Here is a 23,785-nt window from a genome sequence, read left to right as displayed (position 1 = left end):
CGCGGCACGCGGCCCCTGGCGGTCGCGTGCGCAGGCACAGGCGTTACTGGCCCGAAACAGATGTAGGAGCAGCCTTGTGCTGCGAAGCGCCGCGCGGGCGGCGCTCGATCTCGCAGGCGCTGAAATTGCCGCGCCAGGGGCCGGACTTAGATCGGACTAAGGATGGTGTCCTTGGCCTCGTCCAGCATCCCCGGGTAATCCAGTGTGTAATGCAGTCCGCGGCTTTCCTTGCGCTGCATGGCCGACAGGATCATCAACTCGGCCACCTGCGCCAGGTTGCGCAATTCGATCAGGTCGCGGCTGACCTTGTAGTTGCTGTAGAACTCGTCGATTTCGTCCAGCAGCAGGCGAATGCGGTGCTGCGCTCGCTGCAGGCGCTTGCTGGTTCGCACGATGCCTACGTAGTCCCACATGAAGCGCCGCAGTTCGTCCCAGTTGTGCGCAATGATCACGTCCTCGTCCGAGTCGGTGACCTGGCTGGCGTCCCAGCCGGGCAAGGCCTTGGGCATGGTCACCTCATCCAGGTGCGCCTGGATGTCGGCGGCGGCGGCACGGCCATAGACGAAGCATTCCAGCAGCGAGTTGCTGGCCATGCGGTTGGCGCCGTGCAGGCCGGTGAAGCTGGTTTCGCCAATGGCATACAGGCCCGGCACGTCGGTGTGGCCGCGGTCGTCGACCATCACCCCTCCGCAGGTGTAGTGCGCCGCTGGCACCACCGGGATCGGCTGACGGGTGATGTCGATGCCGAAGGCCAGGCAGCGCTCATACACGGTGGGAAAGTGGCTCTTGATGAAGTCGACCGGCTTGTGGGTGATATCCAGGTATACGCAGTCCACGCCCAGGCGCTTCATCTCGTGGTCGATGGCGCGGGCCACGATGTCGCGCGGCGCCAGTTCTTCGCGCGGGTCGAAGCGTGGCATGAAGCGTTCGCCATTGGGCAGGCGCAGCAGGGCACCTTCGCCACGCAGGGCTTCGGTGATCAGGAAGCTCTTGGCCTGTGGGTGGTACAGGCAAGTCGGGTGAAACTGGTTGAACTCCAGGTTCGCCACCCGGCAGCCAGCCCGCCAAGCCATGGCGATGCCGTCGCCGCAGGCACCGTCGGGATTGCTGGTATACAGGTACACCTTGGCCGCACCGCCAGTGGCCAGCACGGTGAAGCGCGCACCGAAGGTGTCCACCTCGCCGGTGTTGCGGTCGAGCACGTAGGCTCCCAGGCAGCGCTCGCCGGGCAGGCCGAGGCGGCGTTCGGTGATCAGGTCGACCGCCACGCGCTGCTCCAGCAACTGGATATTCGGGCGTTTGCGGGCCTGCTCCAGCAGCGTGGTGAAGATGGCTGCGCCGGTGGCGTCGGCGGCGTGGATGATGCGCCGGTGGCTATGGCCGCCTTCGCGGGTCAGGTGGAACTCGAAGCCGCCGTCGTCGACGCTGTAGTGCTCGTCGCGGGTAAAGGGCACGCCTTGCTCGATCAGCCACTCGATGGCCTCGCGGCTGTGCTCGACGGTAAAGCGCACGGCGTCTTCATGGCAAAGGCCGCCGCCGGCATTGAGGGTGTCCTCGACATGCGACTGCACGGTATCGGTATTGTCCAGCACCGCCGCGACACCGCCCTGGGCCCAGAAGGTCGAGCCGTTGGCCAGGTCGCCCTTGCTGAGTACGGCGACTCGAAGGTGGCTGGGGAGGTTCAGTGCCAGGCTGAGACCGGCGGCACCGCTGCCGATCACCAGGACATCATGTTGGAATTGTTGGCTCATGTCGGGACACTAGTATTCTTTGGAAGGGGCGCGGCACAATAGTCACGCGCCGATGGCATTGTGAAACTATCGTAAAAGCTGGCCGGGTTGCCTTTATAGCAGCCCCGGGTGGCCAATTTCCATGCCACTTGCCTGGTCGCGACAACCTTTGTGGGAACTTTCCGACATGGCCGGAAATCCTATGAAGGCTGCCCACGCGCCACAACTTGCCGCGGCGACGCAGGGCGGCAGGCCTGTCCGGGCTGTCCCTGCGTACTCGAAACCTGATTATCGACGTAGCCGGCCGTGACCGTGCCGCGTCTTTCGTGCAAGCCGACCAAGGGCTGCAGGAAACTTGCTTGGAGGGGAGAACTTTTGCGCAAAGCCCGAGTCTATGGTTGCAAGCCTGAACGATGGCTGATGCAACGCTCCTTCGAGTTCACTGAGGAGTGTTCATGCTAACCCAGGAAGAGGATCAGCAGCTTGTCGAGCGCGTTCAGCGTGGTGACAGGCGAGCGTTCGATCTGTTGGTGCTGAAGTATCAGCACAAGATTCTCGGGTTGATCGTGCGGTTCGTTCACGACACCCACGAGGCCCAGGATGTAGCACAGGAAGCCTTCATCAAGGCCTACCGTGCGCTTGGCAACTTCCGCGGAGACAGTGCGTTCTATACGTGGCTGTACCGCATCGCCATCAACACGGCGAAGAACTACCTGGTGTCCCGTGGAAGACGGCCGCCAGACAGTGATGTGAGCTCCGAGGATGCGGAGTTTTACGACGGCGATCATGGTCTCAAGGATCTCGAGTCCCCAGAGCGCTCGTTGTTGCGGGATGAAATCGAAGGCACTGTCCATCGCACCATCCAGCAACTGCCTGAAGACCTGCGCACGGCGCTGACCCTGCGCGAGTTCGATGGGCTGAGTTACGAAGACATTGCCAGTGTCATGCAATGTCCGGTGGGTACCGTGCGCTCTCGAATCTTCCGCGCTCGGGAGGCAATAGACAAAGCCCTGCAACCTTTGCTGCAGGAAACCTGAGACAGCGGCGACAGCCAAGAGAGGAACCGCCATGAGTCGTGAAGCTTTGCAGGAATCGCTGTCCGCGGTGATGGATAACGAAGCGGACGAGCTTGAACTGCGTCGTGTGTTGAACGCCGTAGACGATGCTGAAACCCGTGCCACCTGGTCGCGTTACCAGGTAGCCCGCGCAGCCATGCACAAGGAGCTGCTGCTGCCTAACCTGGATATCGCCTCGGCGGTGTCTGCAGCGCTGGCTGACGAAGCCGTGCCGGCCAAGGTCAAGAAAGGGCCATGGCGCAGCATTGGCCGCCTGGCGGTAGCTGCTTCGGTCACCGTAGCGGTGCTGGCCGGTGTGCGCATGTACAACCAGGACGAGATCACTGGCGCCGAGCTTGCTGCCCAGCAACCTGCCCAGCAAGGCCTGAGTGTGCCACAAGCACAAGGCCCTGCCGTTTTGGCAGGCTATAGTGAGAGCAGTGAGCAACCGACCGGGCCGATGGCCAACGGCGTGCTGCAGAACCAGGCCGGCTGGGATCAGCGTCTGCCAGGCTACCTGCGCCAGCATGCCCAGGAATCTGCGCTCAAGGGCACTGAAACCGCATTGCCGTATGCCCGCGCCGCCAGCCTGGAAAACCGTTAAGTAAGGAGGATCATGCGCGCGCTACCTCTCCTGTCGCTGCTGATTGGCAGCTGCGTGACGGTGCCAGCATTGGCGGCCAATTCTTCGCCCGAGGCGAGCGAGTGGCTGAGCAAGCTGGCACAGGCCGAGCAAAAGCAGAGCTACCAAGGCTCTTTTGTCTACGAACGGAACGGCAGTTTCTCTTCCCACGAGATCTGGCACAGGGTCGACGACGGCAAGGTCAGCGAGCGGCTGTTGCAGCTCGATGGTGCCGCTCAGGAGATCGTGCGCGTGGATGGCAAGGTGGAGTGCGTCAGCGGGGCCTTGGTCAGTGGAGTGACGACGCCCCCGAACACTACGCAGCGTGTACTTGATCCGCTGAAACTGATGGGCTGGTATGACTTGAGCGTGGCGGGCAGGTCGCGGGTCGCCGGACGCGATGCCGTGATCGTGACGCTCACCCCGCGCGACCAGCACCGCTATGCCTTCGAATTGCACCTGGACCGCACTACTGGCCTGCCGCTGCGCTCGTTGATGATCAACGACAAGGGGCAGTTGCTGGAGCGCTTCCAGATGACCCGTCTCGATACTGACGCACCCAGCGATGATGACCTGCGCGCCAGTGCTGCATGCAAGCCGGTGCAGCATGTGGCTGCTGCCGCCAATGACACGGTCGCCGGCTGGCGTTCGGACTGGCTGCCGCCCGGCTTCGAGCTGGTCAACAGCTCGGTACGCCGCGACCCCAAGAATGACAGCACGGTCAGCAGCCTGATGTATGACGATGGCCTGGCGCGCTTCTCGGTGTTCCTCGAGCCGGTAAAGGATGAGGGCGGGACCGACATGCGCACCCAGCTTGGCCCGACCTCGGCGGTCTCGCGTCGGCTGAACACGCCCAAAGGCAAGGTCATGGTCACTGTGGTCGGCGAGATTCCGCTGGGTACCGCAGAGCGTGTGGCGCTGTCGATGCGCCCCCAGGATGGCCAGGCGCGCCAGTGATGGCGTGCATTTGCGGGCATGGCGTGCAGGCCATGCCAAGGCGTGCGGACATGCCGCTGAAATGAAATTAAAGCATTGTCATTTGCAATCCATCGGCAAATTTTCTATAGGTCAGGCTTCTAGGAGTCTGGCCTTTCCTGTTTTGTGCAGGGGCCTTTCTAAACTACCGCTCGTTGTGACGGGAGCCGTATGTCAATACCACGCTTGAAATCCTACCTATCGATGTTCGCCGCCGTGCTGATGCTCGGCCAGGTGCTCAGCGCCCAGGCCGAGGAAGCCCTGCCGGACTTCACTACCCTGGTCGAGCAGGCCTCGCCAGCCGTGGTCAACATCAGTACCAAGCAGAAACTGCCGGACCGCCGCATGGCCGCCGGGCAGATGCCCGACCTGGAAGGCCTGCCGCCGATGTTCCGCGAGTTCTTCGAGCGCAACATGCCGCAGCAACCGCGCTCACCGCGTGGCGACCGCCAGCGCGAGGCCCAGTCGCTGGGTTCGGGCTTCATCATTTCCAGTGATGGCTATGTACTGACCAACAACCACGTGGTAGCCGATGCCGACGAGATCATCGTCCGCCTGTCGGACCGCAGCGAGCTGCAGGCCAAACTGGTCGGCACCGACCCGCGCACCGACGTGGCCCTGCTCAAGGTCGAGGGCAAGAACCTGCCGACCGTCAAACTGGGTGATTCCGAGAAGCTCAAGGTGGGCGAGTGGGTACTGGCCATCGGTTCGCCGTTCGGCTTCGACCATTCGGTGACCAAAGGTATCGTCAGCGCCAAGGGTCGCACCCTGCCCAACGACACCTACGTACCGTTCATCCAGACGGACGTTGCCATCAATCCGGGCAACTCCGGCGGCCCGCTGTTCAACATGAATGGCGAAGTGGTGGGTATCAACTCGCAGATCTTCACCCGTTCCGGCGGTTTCATGGGCCTGTCGTTCGCCATCCCGATCGATGTGGCGATCGATGTCTCCAACCAGCTGAAGAAAGACGGCAAGGTCAGCCGCGGCTGGCTGGGCGTGGTGATCCAGGAGGTCAACAAGGACCTGGCTGAATCGTTCGGCCTGGACAAGCCGGCCGGTGCCCTGGTGGCACAGGTGCTGGAAAACGGCCCTGCAGCCAAGGGCGGCCTGCAGGTGGGTGACGTGATCCTGAGCATGAACGGCCAGCCGATCATCATGTCGGCCGACCTGCCGCATCTGGTCGGCAGCCTCAAGGATGGCGAAAAGGCCAAACTGGAGATCATCCGCAACGGCAAGCGCCAGAACCTCGACATCAGCGTTGGCGCACTGCCCGACGAAGATGCCGACATCGGTACCGGCGCCGAAGGCAGCGCCGAGCGTAGCAGCAACCGCCTGGGCGTCTCGGTTGCCGACCTGACCGCCGAACAGAAGAAAGCCCTCGAACTCAAGGGTGGTGTGGTCATCAAGGAAGTTCAGGATGGCCCGGCCGCGATGATCGGCCTGCGTCCGGGTGATGTGATCAGTCACCTGAACAACCAGGCTATCGGTTCGGCCAAGGAATTCACCGAAATCGCCAAGGAACTGCCGAAGAACCGTTCGGTGTCGATGCGCGTACTGCGTCAGGGCCGTGCAAGCTTCATTACTTTCAAGCTGGCTGAATAAGGTGTAGTTGCCTTCGCAGGCATTGTCCGGCTTGACAAGCCCGGTGCGTGAGCGCCGGGCTTTGTCATTCAGGGGGGGGCTCAGTTGAAAATGGACATCAACGTGCCGAGGTATCCAGCAACTGCGGTTGAGTTGAAACCGATCACAGTGCGCTGCCCGTTATCCAGGCAAGTCATGGCATCGGGTATGCCGACGAGATCATTGATCGGTCGGAAGGATGTATCAATGGAGCCATCCGCAAGAAAGCGACGGTTTTCCAGGCTCCTGCCCAGGCCGAACGCAAACAGCCGATGTTGCTCATCGATGGCCACTGCACACCAATCTGTCAGACCTGAGTCGTCCAGTATCGGTGCACCGCCGTTAAATGTCGGGTCCTTCGCGCCACTGGCATCGAACTGCCAGAGCAATGCTTGTGATGAATTGTCTCCGGTTGTCGCTTTACCGGCGACCAGCAGCTGTCCTTCCGGCCTGGCTAGCAGCGCGTTGAGTTCGGTAGTGAAACCCGCAGCCCGGAAATACACTGTGCCGCCTTCACCGAAGGCTGAATCCAGTTCGCCGTCGTGGCGGTAGCGAGCGAGAAAGCTTTCTGCGGGCTGCCCCTGCTGCGAGCGGGTTCCGCTGACCACGAACCCGTCAGGCAACTGAACGATTCCGGCGACAGCAATTTGGCCTGCGTCCGGTAAAATATCGATGAATTCCTGAAGCCCTGCTGCTGGCTGGCCGGAGTGTTCCCGCAGGTACACCCTGGCCATCGTGGAACGCGCGCCTTGAGCCTTTTGGAGGTTCAGGGAAACCATGAGGTATGGCCCATCGCTTGTAAGGCGACCGCTACCAATCACCATGCCCATATCCGGCGGCACGCTCAGGAGCTGGTGTTCACCTCCTCGGCCATCGCGGTCGTAACAGGTGAGCCTGGGCTTTGCCAGCAGGTTCGAGGTAGGGGCACTCCATCCCAGCACTGTGAAGCGTTGGTCAGCCAGTACCGTTAGCGCTTCAGTCGATGCATGCTCGTCAAGCACGTAACGGCCAACTATTACGCCGCCCTGTGCAAAGTCGTTGTCAACTGAACCGTTTGCGGTAAAGCGGGTCAGGGCAAAATGACGCCCCCCGGAGGAGTCAAAGGCAAGCGCGCTGACAAGCAGGCTGCTCCCTTGTAGCGCCATGCCAGTCAGGTTTCGGCCTATTGAAGCGCCATGGAACGAAGGGAGCTCGGCCCTGCCATTCATTCCAAATGCAGGGTCGTAATCCCCCGGTGTCATGTGTTGTTCGGGCATGCTGGTCACCTTGGTCGAGAGATTTGCAAGGATGGTCGACTCCCGATGCGGTGAGTACTGGCAGAAATGTCAGGTAGCACCTCTGTCAGGCAACCGTGTTCACCAACGGCCGGATGGCGTGGCGGCCTGCTGCGGCTTAAGGTACAATTCCCGGCTATTTTTCGGCGGGCGTCCGGCTCGCAGCCTTTTCGAGTGTTGACCCGTGAGTGATTTGAGTCATATCCGCAATTTCTCCATCATCGCCCACATCGACCATGGCAAGTCGACGCTGGCCGACCGTTTCATCCAGATGTGCGGTGGCCTGTCGGCACGCGAGATGGAAGCCCAGGTGCTCGATTCCATGGACCTGGAGCGTGAGCGCGGTATCACCATCAAGGCCCACAGCGTCACGCTCAACTACAAGGCGCAGGACGGCAAGGTCTACCAGCTGAACTTCATCGATACTCCTGGCCACGTCGACTTCACCTACGAAGTCTCGCGTTCGCTGGCGGCCTGTGAGGGCGCGCTGCTGGTGGTGGATGCCGGCCAGGGCGTCGAGGCCCAGTCCGTGGCTAACTGCTATACCGCCATCGAGCAGGGCCTTGAGGTCATGCCGGTACTGAACAAGATGGACCTGCCCCAGGCCGATCCGGATCGCGTCAAGGACGAGATCGAGAAGATCATCGGCATCGACGCCACCGACGCCGTGGCCTGCAGTGCCAAGAGTGGCATGGGCGTGGACGAGGTGCTCGAGCGCCTGGTGCAGACCATTCCCGCGCCGGAAGGCGATATCGAGGCGCCGCTGCAGGCGCTGATCATCGACTCCTGGTTCGACAACTACCTGGGTGTGGTCTCGCTGGTGCGCGTGCGACACGGTCGCGTCAAGAAAGGCGACAAGATCCTGGTCAAGTCCACCGGCAAGGTGCACCTGGTCGACAGCGTGGGCGTATTTACCCCGAAGCACACCCAGACCGCCGACCTGAAGGCCGGCGAAGTGGGCTTCATCATCGCCAGCATCAAGGACATCCACGGTGCCCCGGTCGGTGACACCCTGACCCTGTCCGCGACCCCTGAGGTCGAAGTGCTGCCAGGCTTCAAGAAGATTCAGCCGCAGGTCTACGCCGGCCTGTTCCCGGTCAGCTCCGACGACTTCGAGGACTTCCGCGATGCGCTGCAGAAGCTGACCCTGAACGACTCGTCGCTGCAATACATGCCGGAAAGCTCCGACGCCCTGGGCTTCGGCTTCCGTTGCGGCTTCCTCGGCATGCTGCACATGGAGATCATCCAGGAGCGCCTGGAGCGCGAATACGACCTGGACCTGATCACCACCGCGCCAAGCGTGATCTATGAGCTGGAACTGAAAACCGGCGAGACCATCACCGTCGACAACCCGTCGAAGCTGCCGGACGTCTCGGCGGTCGCCGATTTCCGCGAGCCGATCGTCACCGCCACCATCCTGGTGCCGCAGGAGCACCTGGGCAACGTCATCACCCTGTGCATCGAGAAGCGTGGCGTGCAGCGCGACATGCAGTTCCTCGGTAGCCAGGTGCAGGTGCGCTACGACCTGCCGATGAACGAAGTGGTGCTGGACTTCTTCGACCGCCTCAAGTCCACCAGCCGCGGCTATGCTTCGCTGGACTATCATTTCGATCGCTACCAGTCGGCCAATCTGGTCAAGCTGGACGTACTGATCAACGGCGACAAGGTCGATGCCCTGGCATTGATCGTGCACCGCGACAACGCGGCCTACAAGGGCCGTGCGTTGACCGAAAAGATGAAGGAACTGATCCCTCGGCAGATGTTCGACGTGGCGATCCAGGCAGCTATCGGCGGCCAGATCATTGCGCGGACAACCGTCAAGGCGCTCAGAAAGAACGTACTGGCCAAGTGCTACGGTGGCGACGTCAGCCGTAAGAAGAAGCTGCTGGAGAAGCAGAAGGCCGGTAAGAAACGCATGAAACAGGTGGGTAACGTGGAAATTCCACAGGAAGCCTTCCTCGCCGTGCTCAGGTTGGATAGCTAGGTCCTATGTCGCTAAATTTCCCGCTGTTGCTAGTCATCGCCGTCTTCGTCTGCGGCCTGCTGGGCTTGATCGACCTGCTGTTCCTGGCCCCGCGCCGGCGTGCGGCAATCGCCAACTACCAGGGCAGCGTCAGCCAGCCCGAGATGGCGGTGGTCGAGCGCCTGGGCAAAGAGCCGTTGCTGGTCGAGTACGGCAAGTCGTTCTTCCCGGTGCTGTTCATCGTGCTGGTGCTGCGTTCGTTCCTGGTCGAGCCGTTCCAGATCCCTTCGGGGTCGATGAAACCGACCCTGGAAGTGGGCGACTTCATCCTGGTGAACAAGTTCTCGTACGGCATTCGCCTGCCGGTGATCGACAAGAAGGTCATCGAGGTGGGTGACCCGCAACGCGGTGATGTGATGGTGTTCCGCTACCCTAGCGACCCGAACGTCAACTACATCAAGCGTGTGGTCGGCCTGCCGGGCGACCAGGTGCGCTACACCAGCGACAAGCGGTTGTTCGTCAACGGCCAGCCGATTGCCGAGCAACTGGTGGGCACCGAGCCGGGCACTTTGGGCAGCGCCGAGCTGTACAAGGAAAAGCTCGGCGAGGCCGAACACCTGATTCGCAAGGAAATGAGCCGTTATCGCATGCCGCCGGACCAGCAATGGACCGTGCCAGCAGGCCATTACTTCATGATGGGCGACAACCGCGACAACTCCAACGACAGCCGTTACTGGGATGACCCGAACATCCCGAAGGAACTGCACGGCATGGTTCCCGACCGGAACATCGTCGGCAAGGCCTTCGCGGTGTGGATGAGCTGGCCAGAGCCCAAGCTCAGCCACCTGCCCAACCTGTCGCGGGTCGGTCTGATCCATTGATACCCATCGGCGCTGGCCTGCAGGCAGCGCCGAATGCATTTCTGACATAGGCTGTGTTCTCAGGGATCGGGAGATTCGTCGCACATCGCGGCGGGCCACAGCCAAACAGTCTTTCAGGATGTTGATTTGAACAACGCGTTGAACAACGAACGGGTGGCTGCATGAGTGCTCCCCTTGCCCGTCTGGAGCGAAAGCTCGGTTATACCTTCAAGAACCAGGACCAGATGCTCCTGGCACTGACCCATCGCAGCTACGCCGGGCGCAACAATGAGCGCCTGGAGTTTCTCGGTGACGCCATTCTCAACTTCGTCGCCGGCGAAGCGCTGTTCGAGCGCTTCCCGCAGGCCCGCGAAGGCCAGCTGTCGCGCTTGCGCGCGCGCCTGGTCAAGGGTGAGACCCTGGCCCGCCTGGCCCGTGGTTTCGACCTGGGCGATCACCTGCGCCTGGGCTCGGGGGAGCTCAAGAGCGGTGGCTTCCGCCGCGAGTCGATCCTGGCCGACGCCCTGGAGGCGCTGATTGGCGCCATCTACCTGGACGCCGACATGGAAACGGCCCGGGAGCGCGTGCTGGCCTGGCTGGCCGATGAATTCGAAGGCCTGACCCTGGTTGATACCAACAAGGACCCGAAAACCCGCCTGCAGGAGTTCCTGCAGTCGCGCAGCTGTGAGCTGCCGCGTTACGAAGTGGTGGATATCCAGGGCGAACCGCACTGCCGGACCTTCTTCGTCGAATGCGAAGTGGTGCTGCTGAACAACAAGAGCCGTGGCCAGGGCGTTAGCCGGCGTATCGCCGAGCAAGTCGCCGCCGCGTCTGCACTGATCGCCCTGGGCGTGGAGAATGGCAATGACTGATAGCAACCCGACCCGCTGCGGCTACGTGGCCATTGTCGGCCGCCCGAACGTGGGCAAGTCGACCCTGCTCAACCACATCCTCGGCCAGAAGCTGGCGATCACCTCGCGCAAGCCGCAGACCACCCGTCACAACATGCTCGGCATCAAGACCGAGGGTGACGTGCAGGCGATCTACGTCGATACCCCCGGTATGCACAAGGCCAATGACAAGGCCTTGAACCGCTACATGAACCGCAATGCCTCGGCGGCCCTGAAGGACGTCGACGTGGTGATCTTCGTGGTCGACCGCACCAAATGGACCGACGAGGACCAACTGGTGCTGGAGCGCGTGCAGTACGTGACGGGCCCACTGATCATCGCGGTCAACAAGACCGACCGCATGGAAGAGAAGGCCGAACTGATCCCGCACCTGCAATGGCTCCAGGAGCAGTTGCCGAACGCCGAAGTGATGCCTATTTCCGCGCAGCAGGGGCACAACCTGCAGGCGCTGGAAGCACAGATCGCCAAGCACCTGCCCGAGAACGAGCACTTCTTCCCCGAAGATCAGATCACCGACCGCAGCAGCCGCTTCCTGGCCGCCGAACTGGTGCGCGAAAAGATCATGCGCCAGCTGGGTGCGGAATTGCCGTACCAGATCACCGTGGAAATTGAAGAATTCAAGCAGCAGGGCCACGTGCTGCACATCCACGCGCTGATCCTGGTCGAGCGCGATGGCCAGAAGAAGATCATCATTGGCGACAAGGGCGAGCGCATCAAGCGCATCGGCTCCGAGGCGCGCAAGGACATGGAGGTGCTGTTCGACTCCAAGGTCATGCTCAACCTGTGGGTCAAGGTGAAAGGCGGCTGGTCCGATGACGAGCGCGCCCTCCGCTCGCTGGGCTACGGCGACCTCTAAGCAATACTATTGGGGCCGCGGTGCGGCCCATCGCCGGCAAGCCGGCTCCCACCCCGATCGCATCGACTTCAAGCCATGCGCCGTACCTGTGGGAGCTGGCTTGCCGGCGATGGGCTGCAGAGCAGCCCCAATATGCAGTTTACCGAGCCACAGGGAGCCAGTGATCTTCCATGGAACAACCTGTCGGCCAGCCAGCCTACGTGCTGCACAGTCGTGCCTACAAGGAAACCAGCGCGCTGGTGGACTTCTTCACCCCGCAGGGCCGCATGCGTGCCGTGCTGCGCCGTGCGCGTGGCAAGGGTGGCAGCCTGGTGCGGCCGTTCGTGCCGCTGGAACTGGAGCTGCGCGGGCGTGGCGAGCTGAAGAATGTCGGTCGCATGGACAGCGCTGGCATCGCCGCCTGGCTGCATGGCGATGCCCTGTTCAGCGGGTTGTACCTCAACGAACTGCTCATGCGCCTGCTGCCCGCCGAAGCGCCTTTCCCGGCGCTGTTCGAGCACTACACCCTGACCTTGCAAGCCTTGGCCGCCGGTCGCCCGCTGGAGCCGCTGCTGCGCTCCTTCGAATGGCGGCTGCTGGACGAGCTCGGTTACGCGTTTTCGTTGCACCACGACGTCAATGACCAAGCGATCGCGGTCGATGGCCTGTACCGCTTGCGTGTGGACGCCGGCCTGGAGCGGGTCGAGCTGGTGCAACCCGGGCTGTTCCGCGGCACCGAACTGCTGGCCCTGGCCGAAGCCGACTGGGATGCCCCAGGTGCCTTGCTCGCCGCCAAGCGCCTGATGCGCCAGGCACTGGCGGTTCACCTGGGGGCAAAACCACTGGTCAGCCGCGAACTGTTTCGCAAGCGCTGATCACGACGTATGCTGTGGGGCTCAATCTTCAGGAGAGCCTTTCGTGACTCACAGCAACCGCATGCTTCTCGGCGTAAACATCGACCACGTGGCGACCCTGCGCCAGGCCCGGGGCACGCGTTACCCCGATCCGGTCAAGGCTGCCCTGGATGCCGAGGAAGCGGGCGCCGATGGCATCACCGTGCATCTGCGTGAAGACCGCCGGCACATCCAGGAGCGTGATGTGGTGCTGCTGAAGGACGTGCTGCAGACGCGCATGAACTTCGAGATGGGCGTCACCGAAGAGATGATGGCCTTTGCCGAGAAGATCCGCCCGGCGCACATCTGCCTGGTACCCGAAACCCGTCAGGAACTGACCACCGAAGGCGGCCTTGACGTGGCGGGCCAGGAGGCACGGATCAAGGCTGCGGTTGAGCGCCTGTCGCGTACCGGTGCCGAAGTGTCGCTGTTCATCGATGCCGACGAGCGGCAGATCGAGGCGTCGCGTCGCGTTGGCGCGCCTGCCATCGAACTGCACACCGGGCGTTACGCCGATGCCGAAACCCCGACCGAAGTGGCCGAGGAGCTCAAGCGTATCGTCGATGGCGTGGCGTTTGGCGTGGGGCAGGGGTTGATCGTCAATGCTGGCCACGGGCTGCACTACCACAACGTGGAGGCGGTGGCGGCGATCAAGGGCATCAATGAGCTGAACATCGGTCATGCGCTGGTGGCGCATGCGCTGTTCGTCGGCTTCAAGGCCGCTGTGGCCGAGATGAAGGCGCTGATCGTGGCGGCTTCGCGCTAATCGTTGGTCGCCTGTACCGGCCTCTTCGCGGGTAAACCCGCTCCCACAGGTACCCCACAGGCCTTGAGGCTTGTGCAATCCCTGTGGGAGCGGGTTTACCCGCGAAGAGGCCGGCACAAGCGATGTATTACTCGGCAGGAAACACAAGGGTAAACCGGGTAGGCCCCAAGGGCCTGCTGCTGACCTCGACCCGCCCGCCATGCAACTGCATGATCGATTTCACGATCGCCAGCCCCAACCCGGTCCCTCCCTCCAGCCGCGAGCGCCCCGAGCCCACCCGGTAAAACCGCTCGAACAAGCGCGACTGGTGTTCTTCAGCAATACCAGGCCCCTGGTTTTCCACCGAAAGCCTGACTTCGCTGCCCACGCGCTCGATACGTAGTTCCACAGGCTTGCCATCCGGGCAGTGCCGAATGGCATTGCTCAACAGGTTCGACAGTGCCCGCTGAAACATCAGCCGATCACCCTGCGCCGTCCCCCAGCCTTGCACACGCAACTCAACCCCTTTCAGCTCGGCACTGAACGCAAACAGCTCGACAACCCGCGCCGTCTCGTCGGCCAATGCCATGGGCTTGAGCGCGACCTGGGCCTGGGGTTGGCTGACCTGGGCGAGAAACAGCATGTCATTGATGATGCGGTTGAGCCGGGTCAGTTCTTCGATGCTGTCTTCCAGCACTTCGCGGTAATTCGCGTTGTCCCGTTCGCGGGCCAGCGTCACTTGCGCCTTGCCCATCAGGTTGCTCAACGGTGTGCGCAGTTCATGAGCCAGATCATCGGAGAACTGCGACAGCTGGCTGACGCCCTGATCGAGGCGGTCGAGCATCACGTTGATGCTGCTGGCCAGCTCTGCCAGCTCCAGCGGCAGGCCGGTAGCGGGAAGGCGATGTTGCAGGTCCTGGGCCGACACCCGCCCGGCAATGCGCCGGAAGTGCCGCAGTGGCCTCAGGCCGCGCTGCATCAGCCACCAGGCACCGGCCCCGATCAGCAACAGCAGCAACGGCAACGCGAGCAAGGTGGAATGCAGATAGGCCTGCAGCAGGGCGTTGTCGTCGGCACGGTTGAGCGACATCATCACCTTGACCGGGGTGTCGTCGCGCAGGCGCATCAGCCGGGTCGCGGTGAGTATCTGGTTGCCATTGCTGTCGCGCCACGCATGAAAGGCCAGACGGGCATCGGTGCGCAGATCGCCTACCTGTGATTCCAGCGCTGGCCCCAGGCTGAGCAGGTGCGGGTGGCGGCCTTCGAGGGCCAGCACGCTGAGGCTGAGGTTGTCATGCCCCATCACCAGGTCGAGCAAGGGATGGGCGCGGCTGCCCAGGTCTTCGCTACGCAGGTCGACGCGCAGGTTGTGCTCGACCTGCAGCATCTTGCGCGCCAGGTCCTTGCGTGCGCGGCTGTCCAGTTCGTGATCGAGGGCGAACACGGCCAGGCAGGCCAGCAGCAGCACCAGTGCGGCGCCCATCAGCGTCACGCTCAGGCCCAGGCGCAGTGACAGGCTGGCGTTTTTCAAAAGCGTGCCTCGAGCACGTAGCCGACGCCACGCAGGGTATGGATCAGCTTGTTGTCGAACGGGTCGTCGATCTTGGCCCGCAGGCGCCGGATCGAAACCTCGACCACATTGGTGTCGCAGTCGAAATTCATGTCCCACACCAGCGAGATGATCTGGGTGCGCGACAGCACCTCGCCGGTCTGACGCATCAGCAGGTGCAGCAGGGCGAATTCCTTGGCGGTCAGGTCGATACGCTGCCCGGCGCGGTAGGCGCGGTGGCGGCCGGGGTCCAGCTCCAGATCGGCGACGCGCAGGGTGCTGGGCTGCAGTTGCTGGTCGTTGCGGCGCAGCAGGCTGCGGATACGGGCCAGCAGTTCCGGGAACTCGAAAGGTTTGAGCAGGTAATCGTCGGCACCCAGGTCCAGGCCCTTGACCCGGTCGGCCAGGCGGCCATGGGCGGTCAGCATCATGATGCGCGTGGCCGATTCGGCGCGCAGCCGCTGCAGCACGGACCAGCCATCGAGCTCGGGCAGGTTGACGTCGAGGATGACCAGGTCGTAGGGCTGCTGGCGGGCCAGGTGCAGGCCATCGGTGCCGGTGTGGGCGCAGTCGACCACGTAGCCGTTCTCGCGCAGGCCCTGCTGCAGGTAGTCGGCGGTGCGCAGTTCGTCCTCGATGATCAGTAGACGCATGGGTGGGCTCGGTGTGATGAAAGGGGGGCGATTCTCGACCCTGTAGTGGCATCAGGGTCAAGGAGCGGGATGTTACGGCATGCGAAAAGGCGCGCGGCGCAGATAACGGATTTGTAATGCTGCCGTTATCTGGCTGTCTGTTAGGGCCCTATCGCCGGCAAGCCAGCTCCCACAGGTACTGCACAGTTTCCAAGACCTGTGGTGATCCTGTGGGAGCTGGCTTGCCGGCGATAGGGCCCTAACAGGCGAAACAAGGCCACATTGCAAGACTGTAATCCCCGCCTCACCTTGCCGTTAGCTGGCCCTCGCTAGGATGGCCGTATCTGATCGGCTATCACGAGGCAACCACGATGAACCTGACCAAATTCCTGCTGTTGGCCACCCTTGCCCTGGGCAGCGCCAGTGTTCACGCCGAGGGCGGTGCGGAACGTTCGAAACAATTCTGGCAAGCGTTCCGCGAAGACCAGCAGCGCCTGTACGGCGACAAGCAACAGGCCGTCGCAGAGCGTGAGCGCAAGGCACAGGAGAAGGCCCGCGAGTTGGCCAAGGATTGAGGTAACAACACCTGCGCCGCGACAGCTCCTCGGCGCGGGTGTATTCAGGCGCCCAACCGGGCGCCTTTTTCATTTGCGTGCCAGCAGGGTGGCGCGGCGTGGAGCCGGCAGGCCTTCGATGGTCTTGCTGTGGTCGTTCGGGTCAAGGAAGTCGCCCAACGACTGGTAGCGCATCCACTCGGTGCTGCGCTGTTCCTCGACGCTGGTCACGCTCACGTCGACGCATCGCACATCGCTGAAACCGGCGCGGCGCAACCAGCGCTCCAAGGCCGGTACCGACGGCAGGTACCAGACGTTGCGCATCTGTGCATAGCGGTCCTCAGGTACCAGCACCTGGTTTTCGTCACCCTCGATCACCAGGGTTTCCAGCACCAGTTCCCCGCCTTTTACCAGGCAGTCCTTCAGCGCCAGCAGGTGCTCGATGGGCGAGCGGCGGTGATAGAACACCCCCATGGAAAACACCGTGTCGAAACCTTCAAGGTTGGCCGGCAGGTCTTCCAGGGCGAACGGCAGGTGCCAGGCGGGCAGCTCTGGCAGGTATTGCTGGACGGCCTGGAACTGGCAGAAGAACAGCCAGTTGGGATCGACGCCAATCACCATGTCGGCACCGGCACCGAGCATGCGCCACTGGTAGTAGCCGTTGCCGCAGCCCACGTCGAGCACGCGCTTGCCCTTGAGGTCCAGGTGCGGGCCAACCCGCGACCATTTCCAGTCTGAACGCCATTCGGTGTCCACATGCACGCCGAACAGGTCGAAGGGGCCTTTGCGCCAGGGCGACAGTCCCATTAGTGCCTGATGCATCTGCGCGCGGGTCGCGTCGTCGCAATCGCAGTCCAGGCGCAGCCCGTTGACCAGGTCGACTTCGCTCGGCTGCAGGGCGGGCAGGGCTTCCAGCGCACCGCGCCAGCGGTCGAGGTCACCGTGGCCCTTCTCCAGCTTGGCTTCCAGTTGCGCTTGCAGGCCTTGCGACCAGGAAGCCAGGGGCGTGCCCGCCAGGCGGCGGACTAGGGGGGACAGATCGATCATGGCAGGGCAATCAACGAGGCGAAGTTAAGGCATTGGAACCAGGGCACCACCTTCGAGAAACCGGCTGCGCGCAGGCGCGCCTGGTGGGCTTCGAGGGTGTCGGGCTTCATCACGTTCTCGATGGCGCTGCGCTTCTGGGCAATTTCCAGTTCGCTGTAGCCATTGGCACGTTTGAAGTCCAGGTGCAGTTCATTGAGCAGGTCCTGCTGTTCCGCATCGGCGAAGCGCAGTTTTTCCGAGAGGATCAGCGCACCACCGGGCAAAAGCGCCTGGCGGATGCGGCCAAGCAGTTCCAGGCGCTGGTCGGGGGCGACGAATTGCAGGGTGAAGTTCATCGCCACCACCGAGGCGGGCTCGAATGGCAGGGCCAGGATGTCGGCTTCCAGCACCTGCACCGGCAGCAGTTCCTGGAACATCGAGTCCTGGGCAGTGAGGTATTGGCGGCAACGCTCGACCATCGCCGCGGAGTTGTCCACGGCAATCACCCGGCAGCCATCACTGCGCACATGGCGGCGCAGCGACTGGGTAACGGCACCCAACGAGGCACCGAGGTCGTACAACGCGGTGTGCGGCTGGGCGAAGCGCGCGGCCAGCACGCCGAGGTTCTCGACGATGGTCGGGTAGCCTGGCACCGAGCGCTTGATCATGTCCGGGAACACGCGCACCACATCCTCGTTGAAGGCGAAGTCGGGCACTTGCTCCAGGGGCTGGGCGAAAAGGCGGTCGGGTTGTTTGCTCACGGGAGGGCTCGATACAGGGTGAAACGGAGACGCATTTTAGCCAAAGGCCGCGATTCTTGCCATGGCGGCGCTCAAGGGGCGGGGCGCCGAGGGGCCTCTGCCCCTAACAAGTGGCCGTTCAGGTTGCCCGGGACGGAGCTGCGGCCTTTAGCGGACGATGATCTTGCAGTCGAAGGTTTGTACGGGCGCAATATCTGCGGCCCACGGCTGCTGGTACACAAGCACCAACTGGCCATCGCCGGTACCGCTGGCCTGGTAGCGCCAGGTGGAGACACCGGCATTGCCGACCAGGTCTTCCTCCTCGGGAGCGCTGTACACCTCCGGGCCAAGGCTGCGCAGTACATTGGCGGCGGGTTTTTCGACGCGCCAGCGATAGCCGGTGGATGGGTTGCTGGGCAGGGTCAGTGTCAGCACCTGGCCAACCTGCAGGCGTGTCGGGCATTCGCTTTCGGCGTCCAGTTCGACGGGTTGCGTAGGCTGTTGAGCGCAGGCGGAAATCAGGGCGAAGCTCAGGGGAACGAGCAGACGAGGGGCGGTCATGTTGGCTCCGGAGGCTGGCGATGGCCTGAGGATAACCGATGATCGAGGAGATTTGTGTTGCCTGTGCCGGCTCTTTCGCGGGTAAACCCGCCCACGGGGATCTCACTGAGCTCAAGCCCTGCGCTATCCCTGTGGGAGCGGGTTTACCCGCGAAGAGTGGCTAGAACAGGACTTTGGCCACGTCGGCAAAGCGCTTGGCGAAATGCACGGTCAGGCCTTCGCGCAGGTAGTCCGGCAGTTCTTCATAGTCCCCGCGGTTAGGCTCCGGCAAGATCAGCTCGAAGATCTTCTGCCGCCGTGCTGCAATCACCTTCTCGCGCACACCGCCAATCGGCAGTACCTGCCCGGTCAGGGTCAGCTCGCCAGTCATGGCCACCCCTTTCTTCGGCGCCTGGTCACGGGCCAGCGACAGCAGGGCGCTGGCCATGGTGATACCGGCACTTGGGCCGTCCTTGGGCGTGGCGCCTTCGGGCACGTGCAGGTGAATGAACGCTTCGTTGAAGAAACCTGGGTCACCACCAAACTGCTTGAGGTTGGAGCTGACGTAGCTATAGGCGATTTCGGCCGACTCTTTCATCACCTCACCCAGCTTGCCGGTCAGCTTGAAGCCGCGGTTGAGGCTGTGGATGCGGGTGGCTTCGATCGGCAGCGTGGCGCCGCCCATGCTGGTCCAGGCCAGGCCAGTGATCACGCCTTTGCCGGCCAGCACCTGCTCGCTGCGGAACACGGGCATGCCGAGCGCAGCTTCCAGGTCCTTGGTGCCGATCTTCAGCTTGGCTTCGGGGTTGTCCAGCAGCTTGACCACGGCCTTGCGCACCAGCTTGCCCAGTTGTTTCTCCAATTGGCGTACCCCGGCTTCGCGGGCATAGCCTTCGATCACCGCACGCAGGGCGCTGTCGCTGATGCCGAGGCTGGTCTTGGCCACGCCAGCCTTTTCCAGCTGCTTGGGCCACAGGTGGCGCTTGGCGATGGCCAGTTTCTCTTCGGTGATATAGCCGGACAGGCGGATCACTTCCATGCGGTCGAGCAACGGCCCGGGGATCGAATCCAGGGTGTTGGCGGTGCACACGAACAGCACCTTGGACAGGTCCAGGCGCAGGTCGAGGTAGTGGTCGAGGAAGTCGACGTTCTGCTCCGGGTCCAGGGTTTCCAGCAGCGCTGAAGCCGGGTCGCCCTGATAGCTCTGGCCCATCTTGTCGATCTCGTCGAGCATGATCACCGGGTTCATCACTTCGACGTCCTTCAGGGCCTGCACCAGCTTGCCGGGCTGGGCGCCGATGTAGGTGCGGCGATGGCCCTTGATCTCGGCCTCGTCACGCATGCCGCCGACACTGAAGCGGTAGAACGGCCGGCCGAGCGATTCGGCGATGGATTTGCCGATGCTGGTCTTGCCTACCCCGGGCGGGCCCACCAGCAGCACGATCGAGCCGCTGATCTCGCCTTTCCAGGCGCCCACGGCAAGGAACTCGAGAATGCGCTCCTTGATGTCATCGAGGCCGGCGTGGTGCTGGTCGAGGACTTTGCGCGCGTGGTTGAGGTCGAGCTTGTCCTTGCCGTACACACCCCAGGGCAGGGCGGTTGCCCAGTCCAGGTAGTTGCGGGTGACGGCGTATTCGGGCGAGCCGGTTTCGAGGATGGCCAGCTTGCCCATCTCTTCGTCGATGCGCTTGCGCGCCTGGTCCGGCAGGGTCTTGCCCTCGAGGCGCTGCTCGAACTGCTCCAGGTCGGCGCTGCGGTCGTCCTTGGTCAGGCCCAGCTCCTGCTGGATGACCTTGAGCTGTTCCTTGAGGAAGAACTCGCGCTGGTGCTCGCCGATCTGCCGGTTGACTTCGGCCGAGATCTCGTTCTGCAGGCGCGCGACCTCGACCTCTTTGCGCAGCATCGGCAGGACCTTTTCCATGCGTTTGAGCATGGGGACGCAGTCGAGCACTTCCTGCAACTGGTTGCCGGTGGCCGAAGTGAGGGCGGCGGCGAAGTCGGTGAGCGGCGACGGGTCGTTGGGGCTGAAGCGGTTTAGGTAGTTCTTCAGCTCTTCGCTGTACAGCGGGTTGAGTGGCAGCAGTTCCTTGATCGCGTTGATCAGCGCCATGCCGTAGGCCTTGACCTCGTCGGTCGGCTCGGCGTGCTGGCGCGGGTATTCGACCTCTACAAGATACGGCGGGCGGTGGTGCTTGAGCCAGGTACGGATGCGTACCCGGGTCAGGCCCTGGGCGACGAACTGCAGCTTGCCGTTTTCGCGGCTGGCGTGGTGCACCTTTACCAGCGTGCCGTACTGCGGCAGCGCCGAGGTATCGAAGTGGCGGTGGTCTTCTGGCGGGGTATCCATGAAGAACAGGGCCAGGCTGTGGTCTGGCGACTTGGCTACCAGGTCCAGGGTTTCTGCCCAAGGGTCTTCATTGACTATGACCGGCAGCACCTGGGCCGGGAAGAACGGACGGTTGTGGATCGGGATCACGTAGACCTTGTCCGGCAGCTGCTGGCCGGGCAGGGCGAGGGCGTGGCCGGTTTCGGCTTGGGGTGTGGTGTGTTCGACTTCGCTGTGTTCGTCGGGATGTTCCGGGAAATCCTGCTGGTCGCTCATGGGGCACCTGCGTGAATGACTATGGTGCTTAGATGGGGCGCGGGGGGATGGGTTTCAATGGTAGATGATGGCAGGAGGGAGGGGATCGTTGGTGGCCTGTTCTGGCCCTATCGCCGGCAAGCCAGCTCCCACAGGTGGCCCACTGCTTTCAAGGCTAATGGAGTACCTGTGGGAGCTGGCTTGCCGGCGATGAGGCCACTACAACGAGTGAGCCCCGCTGGCGGGGCTCGGCAACTTTACTCAGCCAGTTTGTAGGCGATGATGTAGTCGCCCATCCTGGTGCCCAACGAGCCATGCCCGCCGGCAGTCACCAGCACGTACTGCTTGCCATCCTTACCGGTGTAGGTCATCGGCGTGGCCTGGCCACCCGCGGGCAGGCGGGCTTTCCACAGTTCCTTGCCGTTGTTCACGTCATAGGCGCGCAGGTACTGGTCCAGGGTGCCGCTGAGGAAACCGACGCCACCAGCGGTGACGATCGAGCCGCCCATGCTCGGCACGCCAACCGGCAGGCCGATCGGTACCGGGGTGCTGTCGCGGGTGGTGCCGTTCTTGTGCTTCCACACCACCTTGTTGGTGAACAGGTCGATGGCGGCGACATAGCCCCAGGCCGGGGCCTGGCACGGTACGCCCAGGGGCGACATGAACGGGTGCATGGTCACTGCGTACGGTGCGCCGGTGTTCGGCTGCACGCCGCTGGTCTCGCTTTCGCGCTTGCTGCCCTCGGCCACCTGCTCACGCGGGATCATCTTCGACACGAAGGCCATGTAGTTGGGCGAGGTGAACAGCAGTTGGCGCACCGGGTCGACCGACACGCTACCCCAGTTGAACACACCGACGTTGCCCGGGTAGACCAGCGAGCCTTGCTCGGACGGTGGAGTGTATTGGCCTTCGTAACGCAGTTCGCGGAACTGGATGCGGCACAGCATCTGGTCGAACGGCGTGGCGCCCCACATGGCCTGTTCGGTCAGCTCAGGGCCGAGCAGGTTGAGGTCGGAGCGGGCCTGGGTCGGCGAGGTGTGGTCACCCTTCACCGCACCTTGAGGGGTGGGGATCTCGCGGATCGGCACGATCGGCGTACCGTCGCGGCGGTCGAGCACGTACAGGCTGCCTTGCTTGGTCGGCACGATGATTGCCGGCTTCACGCCATCGTCGGTCTTCAGGTGGACCAGGGTCGGCTGGCTGCCGACGTCCATGTCCCACAGGTCGTGGTGGGTGAACTGGTAGTTCCAGCGAGCCTTGCCGGTGGCCAGGTCGAGTGCGACCACGCCGGCGCTGTACTTCTCGGCGCCCGGGGTGCGGTCGGCGCCCCACTGGTCCGGGGTCTGGTTGCCCAGTGGCAGGTAGATCATGCCGAGGTCTTCATCGACGCTGGCGATCGACCACATGTTGGCCGAGTTGCGGCTGTACATCTTGCCGGGGGCCAGTGGCTGGGTGTCGTCCGGGTTGTTGCTGTCCCAGTTCCACACCAGGTGACCATCGTGTACATCGTAAGCGCGGATCACGCCGGATGGCTCGTTGGTCGACTCGTTGTCGGTGACGTGGCCACCGATGATCACCAGGTCACGGGTGATTGCGGCTGGCGAGGTGGAGTAGTAGCCGCCAGCGGTGAACGGGCCGATGCCGGTGGTGAGGTCGATCACGCCCTGGTTGGCGAAGCCTTCGCAGACCTTGCCGTTGTCGGCATTGATGGCGATCAGGCGGGCGTCCGCAGTCGGCAGGTAGAGGCGGCGAGGGCAGGCCTGGGCCACCGCTTGGCCGGCGTCGGTAATTTTCGGTGCCGGGCTGCCGTCGCGGCTGACGTAACGGTTTTCGTCATAGTACGAAACGCCACGGCAGGTCATGTGGGCAAAGCCTTTGAAGGTGCCGACGGGGCTCTTGACCTGTGGATCAAAGCGCCAGATTTCCGCGCCGGTGTCCGGGTCCAGGGCCAGCAAGCGGCTATGCGCGGTGCAGGCATAGAGCATGCCGTTGACCTTCAGTGGGGTGTTCTGGTTGGTCAGCTCCACAGGGTCGTTTTCGGTCGGCAGGTCACCGGTGCGGATGCGCCAGGCTTCTTCGAGGCGGTAGGCGTTCTGCGGGGTGATCTGGCGCAGTGGCGAATAGCGGTCGCCATGCTCGGTGCGGCCGTAGGCCTGCCATTCACCGTCGGGCATGGCCGGGGCGGCGCTGGCCATTTCGCTGCTGTCGCGGCCCAGTTCGCCAAACACTTCACCGGGGTGGGTGAACTGGCTGCCCAGGGCACAAGCGCCAGATGCTACCACTGCAACGCCGAGCAGCGCAGTGTTGGCCTTGCTGGCCGGGCCGACCAGTGGACGACGCGCCCAAGGCAGCAGCAGGACCACGCCGATGGCAAACCAGATGGCCAGGCGTGGCACCAGTTGCCACCAGTCCAGGCCCACTTCGAACAGGGCCCATGCGGTGCTGCCCAGCAGTACCAGGCCGTACAGGCCCAGGGCGATGCGGCGTTGGGCCAGCAGCAGGATACCAGACAGGGCAAAGCCGATTCCGGCGATCAGGTAGTACAGCGATCCGCCCAGCTGGCTCAGCTTGATGCCGCCAGCCAGCAGGGCCAGGCCCATCAGCAACAGCAGCGCGCCGATCAGGCGCGGTAGCCAGCGGCTTCCATTGTTGGCACCTTCAGTGCTCATCGTAGGTT

General features: G+C 63.1%; 20 protein-coding genes. 11 read left to right on the top strand and 9 right to left on the bottom strand.

All coding sequences use genetic code 11. The annotated features are described in order from the left end of the window. Positions 1-146: 146 nt before the first annotated feature. Entirely contained in the window at positions 147-1,751 is a 1,605-nt protein-coding gene (gene nadB, locus GEV38_RS21890; protein WP_013974000.1) for an L-aspartate oxidase, read from the bottom strand. A gap of 434 nt (positions 1,752-2,185) precedes the next feature. Between nadB and rpoE the strand changes: the two genes are divergently transcribed. The 4 genes from rpoE to GEV38_RS21870 all read left to right on the top strand — a co-directional run bounded on the left by rpoE (position 2,186) and on the right by GEV38_RS21870 (position 5,987). After that, positions 2,186-2,767 (top strand): RNA polymerase sigma factor RpoE, encoded by a 582-nt coding sequence (rpoE, locus tag GEV38_RS21885; RefSeq protein ID WP_003252049.1) that lies wholly within the window; start codon positions 2,186-2,188, stop codon positions 2,765-2,767. A 31-nt stretch (positions 2,768-2,798) separates the two neighbouring features. Beyond that, positions 2,799-3,389, top strand: coding sequence for a sigma-E factor negative regulatory protein (locus tag GEV38_RS21880; protein ID WP_015271600.1), 591 nt, complete (start codon positions 2,799-2,801; stop codon positions 3,387-3,389). A 12-nt stretch (positions 3,390-3,401) separates the two neighbouring features. Continuing rightward, positions 3,402-4,364: a MucB/RseB C-terminal domain-containing protein gene (locus GEV38_RS21875; protein WP_015271599.1), complete on the top strand. Its 963-nt coding sequence runs from the start codon at positions 3,402-3,404 to the stop codon at positions 4,362-4,364. A 222-nt stretch (positions 4,365-4,586) separates the two neighbouring features. Further along, positions 4,587-5,987, top strand: a complete 1,401-nt coding sequence (locus tag GEV38_RS21870) for a DegQ family serine endoprotease (RefSeq protein ID WP_370290353.1) — start codon at positions 4,587-4,589, stop codon at positions 5,985-5,987. An 80-nt stretch (positions 5,988-6,067) separates the two neighbouring features. Here the strand turns inward: GEV38_RS21870 and GEV38_RS21865 are convergent, their stop codons facing one another. After that, entirely contained in the window at positions 6,068-7,261 is a 1,194-nt protein-coding gene (locus GEV38_RS21865; protein ID WP_137109105.1) for a hypothetical protein, read from the bottom strand. Between the two features lie 202 nt (positions 7,262-7,463). Between GEV38_RS21865 and lepA the strand changes: the two genes are divergently transcribed. The 6 genes from lepA to pdxJ all read left to right on the top strand — a co-directional run bounded on the left by lepA (position 7,464) and on the right by pdxJ (position 13,507). Continuing rightward, positions 7,464-9,263 (top strand): translation elongation factor 4, encoded by a 1,800-nt coding sequence (gene lepA / locus GEV38_RS21860; protein WP_013973995.1) that lies wholly within the window; start codon positions 7,464-7,466, stop codon positions 9,261-9,263. 5 nt (positions 9,264-9,268) lie between these two features. Continuing rightward, on the top strand, positions 9,269-10,123 hold the full coding sequence (gene lepB, locus GEV38_RS21855) for a signal peptidase I (protein ID WP_003258486.1): 855 nt from the start codon (positions 9,269-9,271) through the stop codon (positions 10,121-10,123). A gap of 161 nt (positions 10,124-10,284) precedes the next feature. Beyond that, complete coding sequence (rnc, locus tag GEV38_RS21850) at positions 10,285-10,974, top strand: ribonuclease III (RefSeq protein WP_003258487.1); 690 nt, start codon at positions 10,285-10,287, stop codon at positions 10,972-10,974. Further along, positions 10,967-11,869 carry a GTPase Era gene (era, locus tag GEV38_RS21845; RefSeq protein WP_015271595.1) on the top strand — a complete coding sequence of 301 codons (903 nt, stop codon included), beginning with the start codon at positions 10,967-10,969 and terminating at the stop codon, positions 11,867-11,869. The genes rnc and era overlap by 8 nt, the downstream gene beginning before the upstream one ends. Before the next feature lie 170 nt (positions 11,870-12,039). Next, a complete protein-coding gene (gene recO, locus GEV38_RS21840; RefSeq protein WP_015271594.1) occupies positions 12,040-12,723 on the top strand; it encodes a DNA repair protein RecO in 684 nt (227 codons plus the stop codon). A 61-nt stretch (positions 12,724-12,784) separates the two neighbouring features. Further along, positions 12,785-13,507, top strand: coding sequence for a pyridoxine 5'-phosphate synthase (pdxJ, locus tag GEV38_RS21835; protein WP_153670549.1), 723 nt, complete (start codon positions 12,785-12,787; stop codon positions 13,505-13,507). Positions 13,508-13,634: 127 nt separating this feature from the next. On the opposite strand, the gene GEV38_RS21830 is transcribed toward pdxJ, so the two are convergent. Together GEV38_RS21830 and GEV38_RS21825 are read right to left on the bottom strand one after the other, a co-directional pair. Beyond that, positions 13,635-15,017, bottom strand: a complete 1,383-nt coding sequence (locus GEV38_RS21830; RefSeq protein ID WP_054573744.1) for a heavy metal sensor histidine kinase — start codon at positions 15,015-15,017, stop codon at positions 13,635-13,637. Next, positions 15,014-15,688, bottom strand: coding sequence for a heavy metal response regulator transcription factor (locus GEV38_RS21825; protein WP_054573743.1), 675 nt, complete (start codon positions 15,686-15,688; stop codon positions 15,014-15,016). Before GEV38_RS21825 ends, GEV38_RS21830 begins: the two co-directional genes overlap by 4 nt. A 350-nt stretch (positions 15,689-16,038) precedes the next feature. Between GEV38_RS21825 and GEV38_RS21820 the strand changes: the two genes are divergently transcribed. Next, positions 16,039-16,242 (top strand): hypothetical protein, encoded by a 204-nt coding sequence (locus GEV38_RS21820; protein ID WP_015271591.1) that lies wholly within the window; start codon positions 16,039-16,041, stop codon positions 16,240-16,242. A gap of 69 nt (positions 16,243-16,311) precedes the next feature. Here the strand turns inward: GEV38_RS21820 and cmoB are convergent, their stop codons facing one another. The 5 genes from cmoB to GEV38_RS21795 form a co-directional block, all read right to left on the bottom strand. Beyond that, positions 16,312-17,268, bottom strand: coding sequence for a tRNA 5-methoxyuridine(34)/uridine 5-oxyacetic acid(34) synthase CmoB (gene cmoB / locus GEV38_RS21815; protein WP_013973989.1), 957 nt, complete (start codon positions 17,266-17,268; stop codon positions 16,312-16,314). Then, positions 17,265-18,008 carry a carboxy-S-adenosyl-L-methionine synthase CmoA gene (cmoA, locus tag GEV38_RS21810; protein ID WP_015271589.1) on the bottom strand — a complete coding sequence of 248 codons (744 nt, stop codon included), beginning with the start codon at positions 18,006-18,008 and terminating at the stop codon, positions 17,265-17,267. The genes cmoB and cmoA overlap by 4 nt, the downstream gene beginning before the upstream one ends. 147 nt (positions 18,009-18,155) lie before the next feature. Further along, positions 18,156-18,548, bottom strand: coding sequence for a protease inhibitor I42 family protein (locus GEV38_RS21805; RefSeq protein WP_015271588.1), 393 nt, complete (start codon positions 18,546-18,548; stop codon positions 18,156-18,158). A 160-nt stretch (positions 18,549-18,708) separates the two neighbouring features. Further along, on the bottom strand, positions 18,709-21,129 hold the full coding sequence (lon, locus tag GEV38_RS21800) for an endopeptidase La (protein WP_054573742.1): 2,421 nt from the start codon (positions 21,127-21,129) through the stop codon (positions 18,709-18,711). Between the two features lie 236 nt (positions 21,130-21,365). Then, positions 21,366-23,777: a glucose/quinate/shikimate family membrane-bound PQQ-dependent dehydrogenase gene (locus GEV38_RS21795; RefSeq protein WP_013973985.1), complete on the bottom strand. Its 2,412-nt coding sequence runs from the start codon at positions 23,775-23,777 to the stop codon at positions 21,366-21,368. Between the last annotated feature and the right edge of the window lie 8 nt (positions 23,778-23,785).

Source organism: Pseudomonas sp. 13159349, from assembly GCF_013305685.1.
In the GTDB taxonomy this organism is placed as follows: Bacteria; Pseudomonadota; Gammaproteobacteria; order Pseudomonadales; family Pseudomonadaceae; genus Aquipseudomonas; species Aquipseudomonas asiatica.
This window is presented reverse-complemented; position numbering and strand designations above follow the sequence as displayed.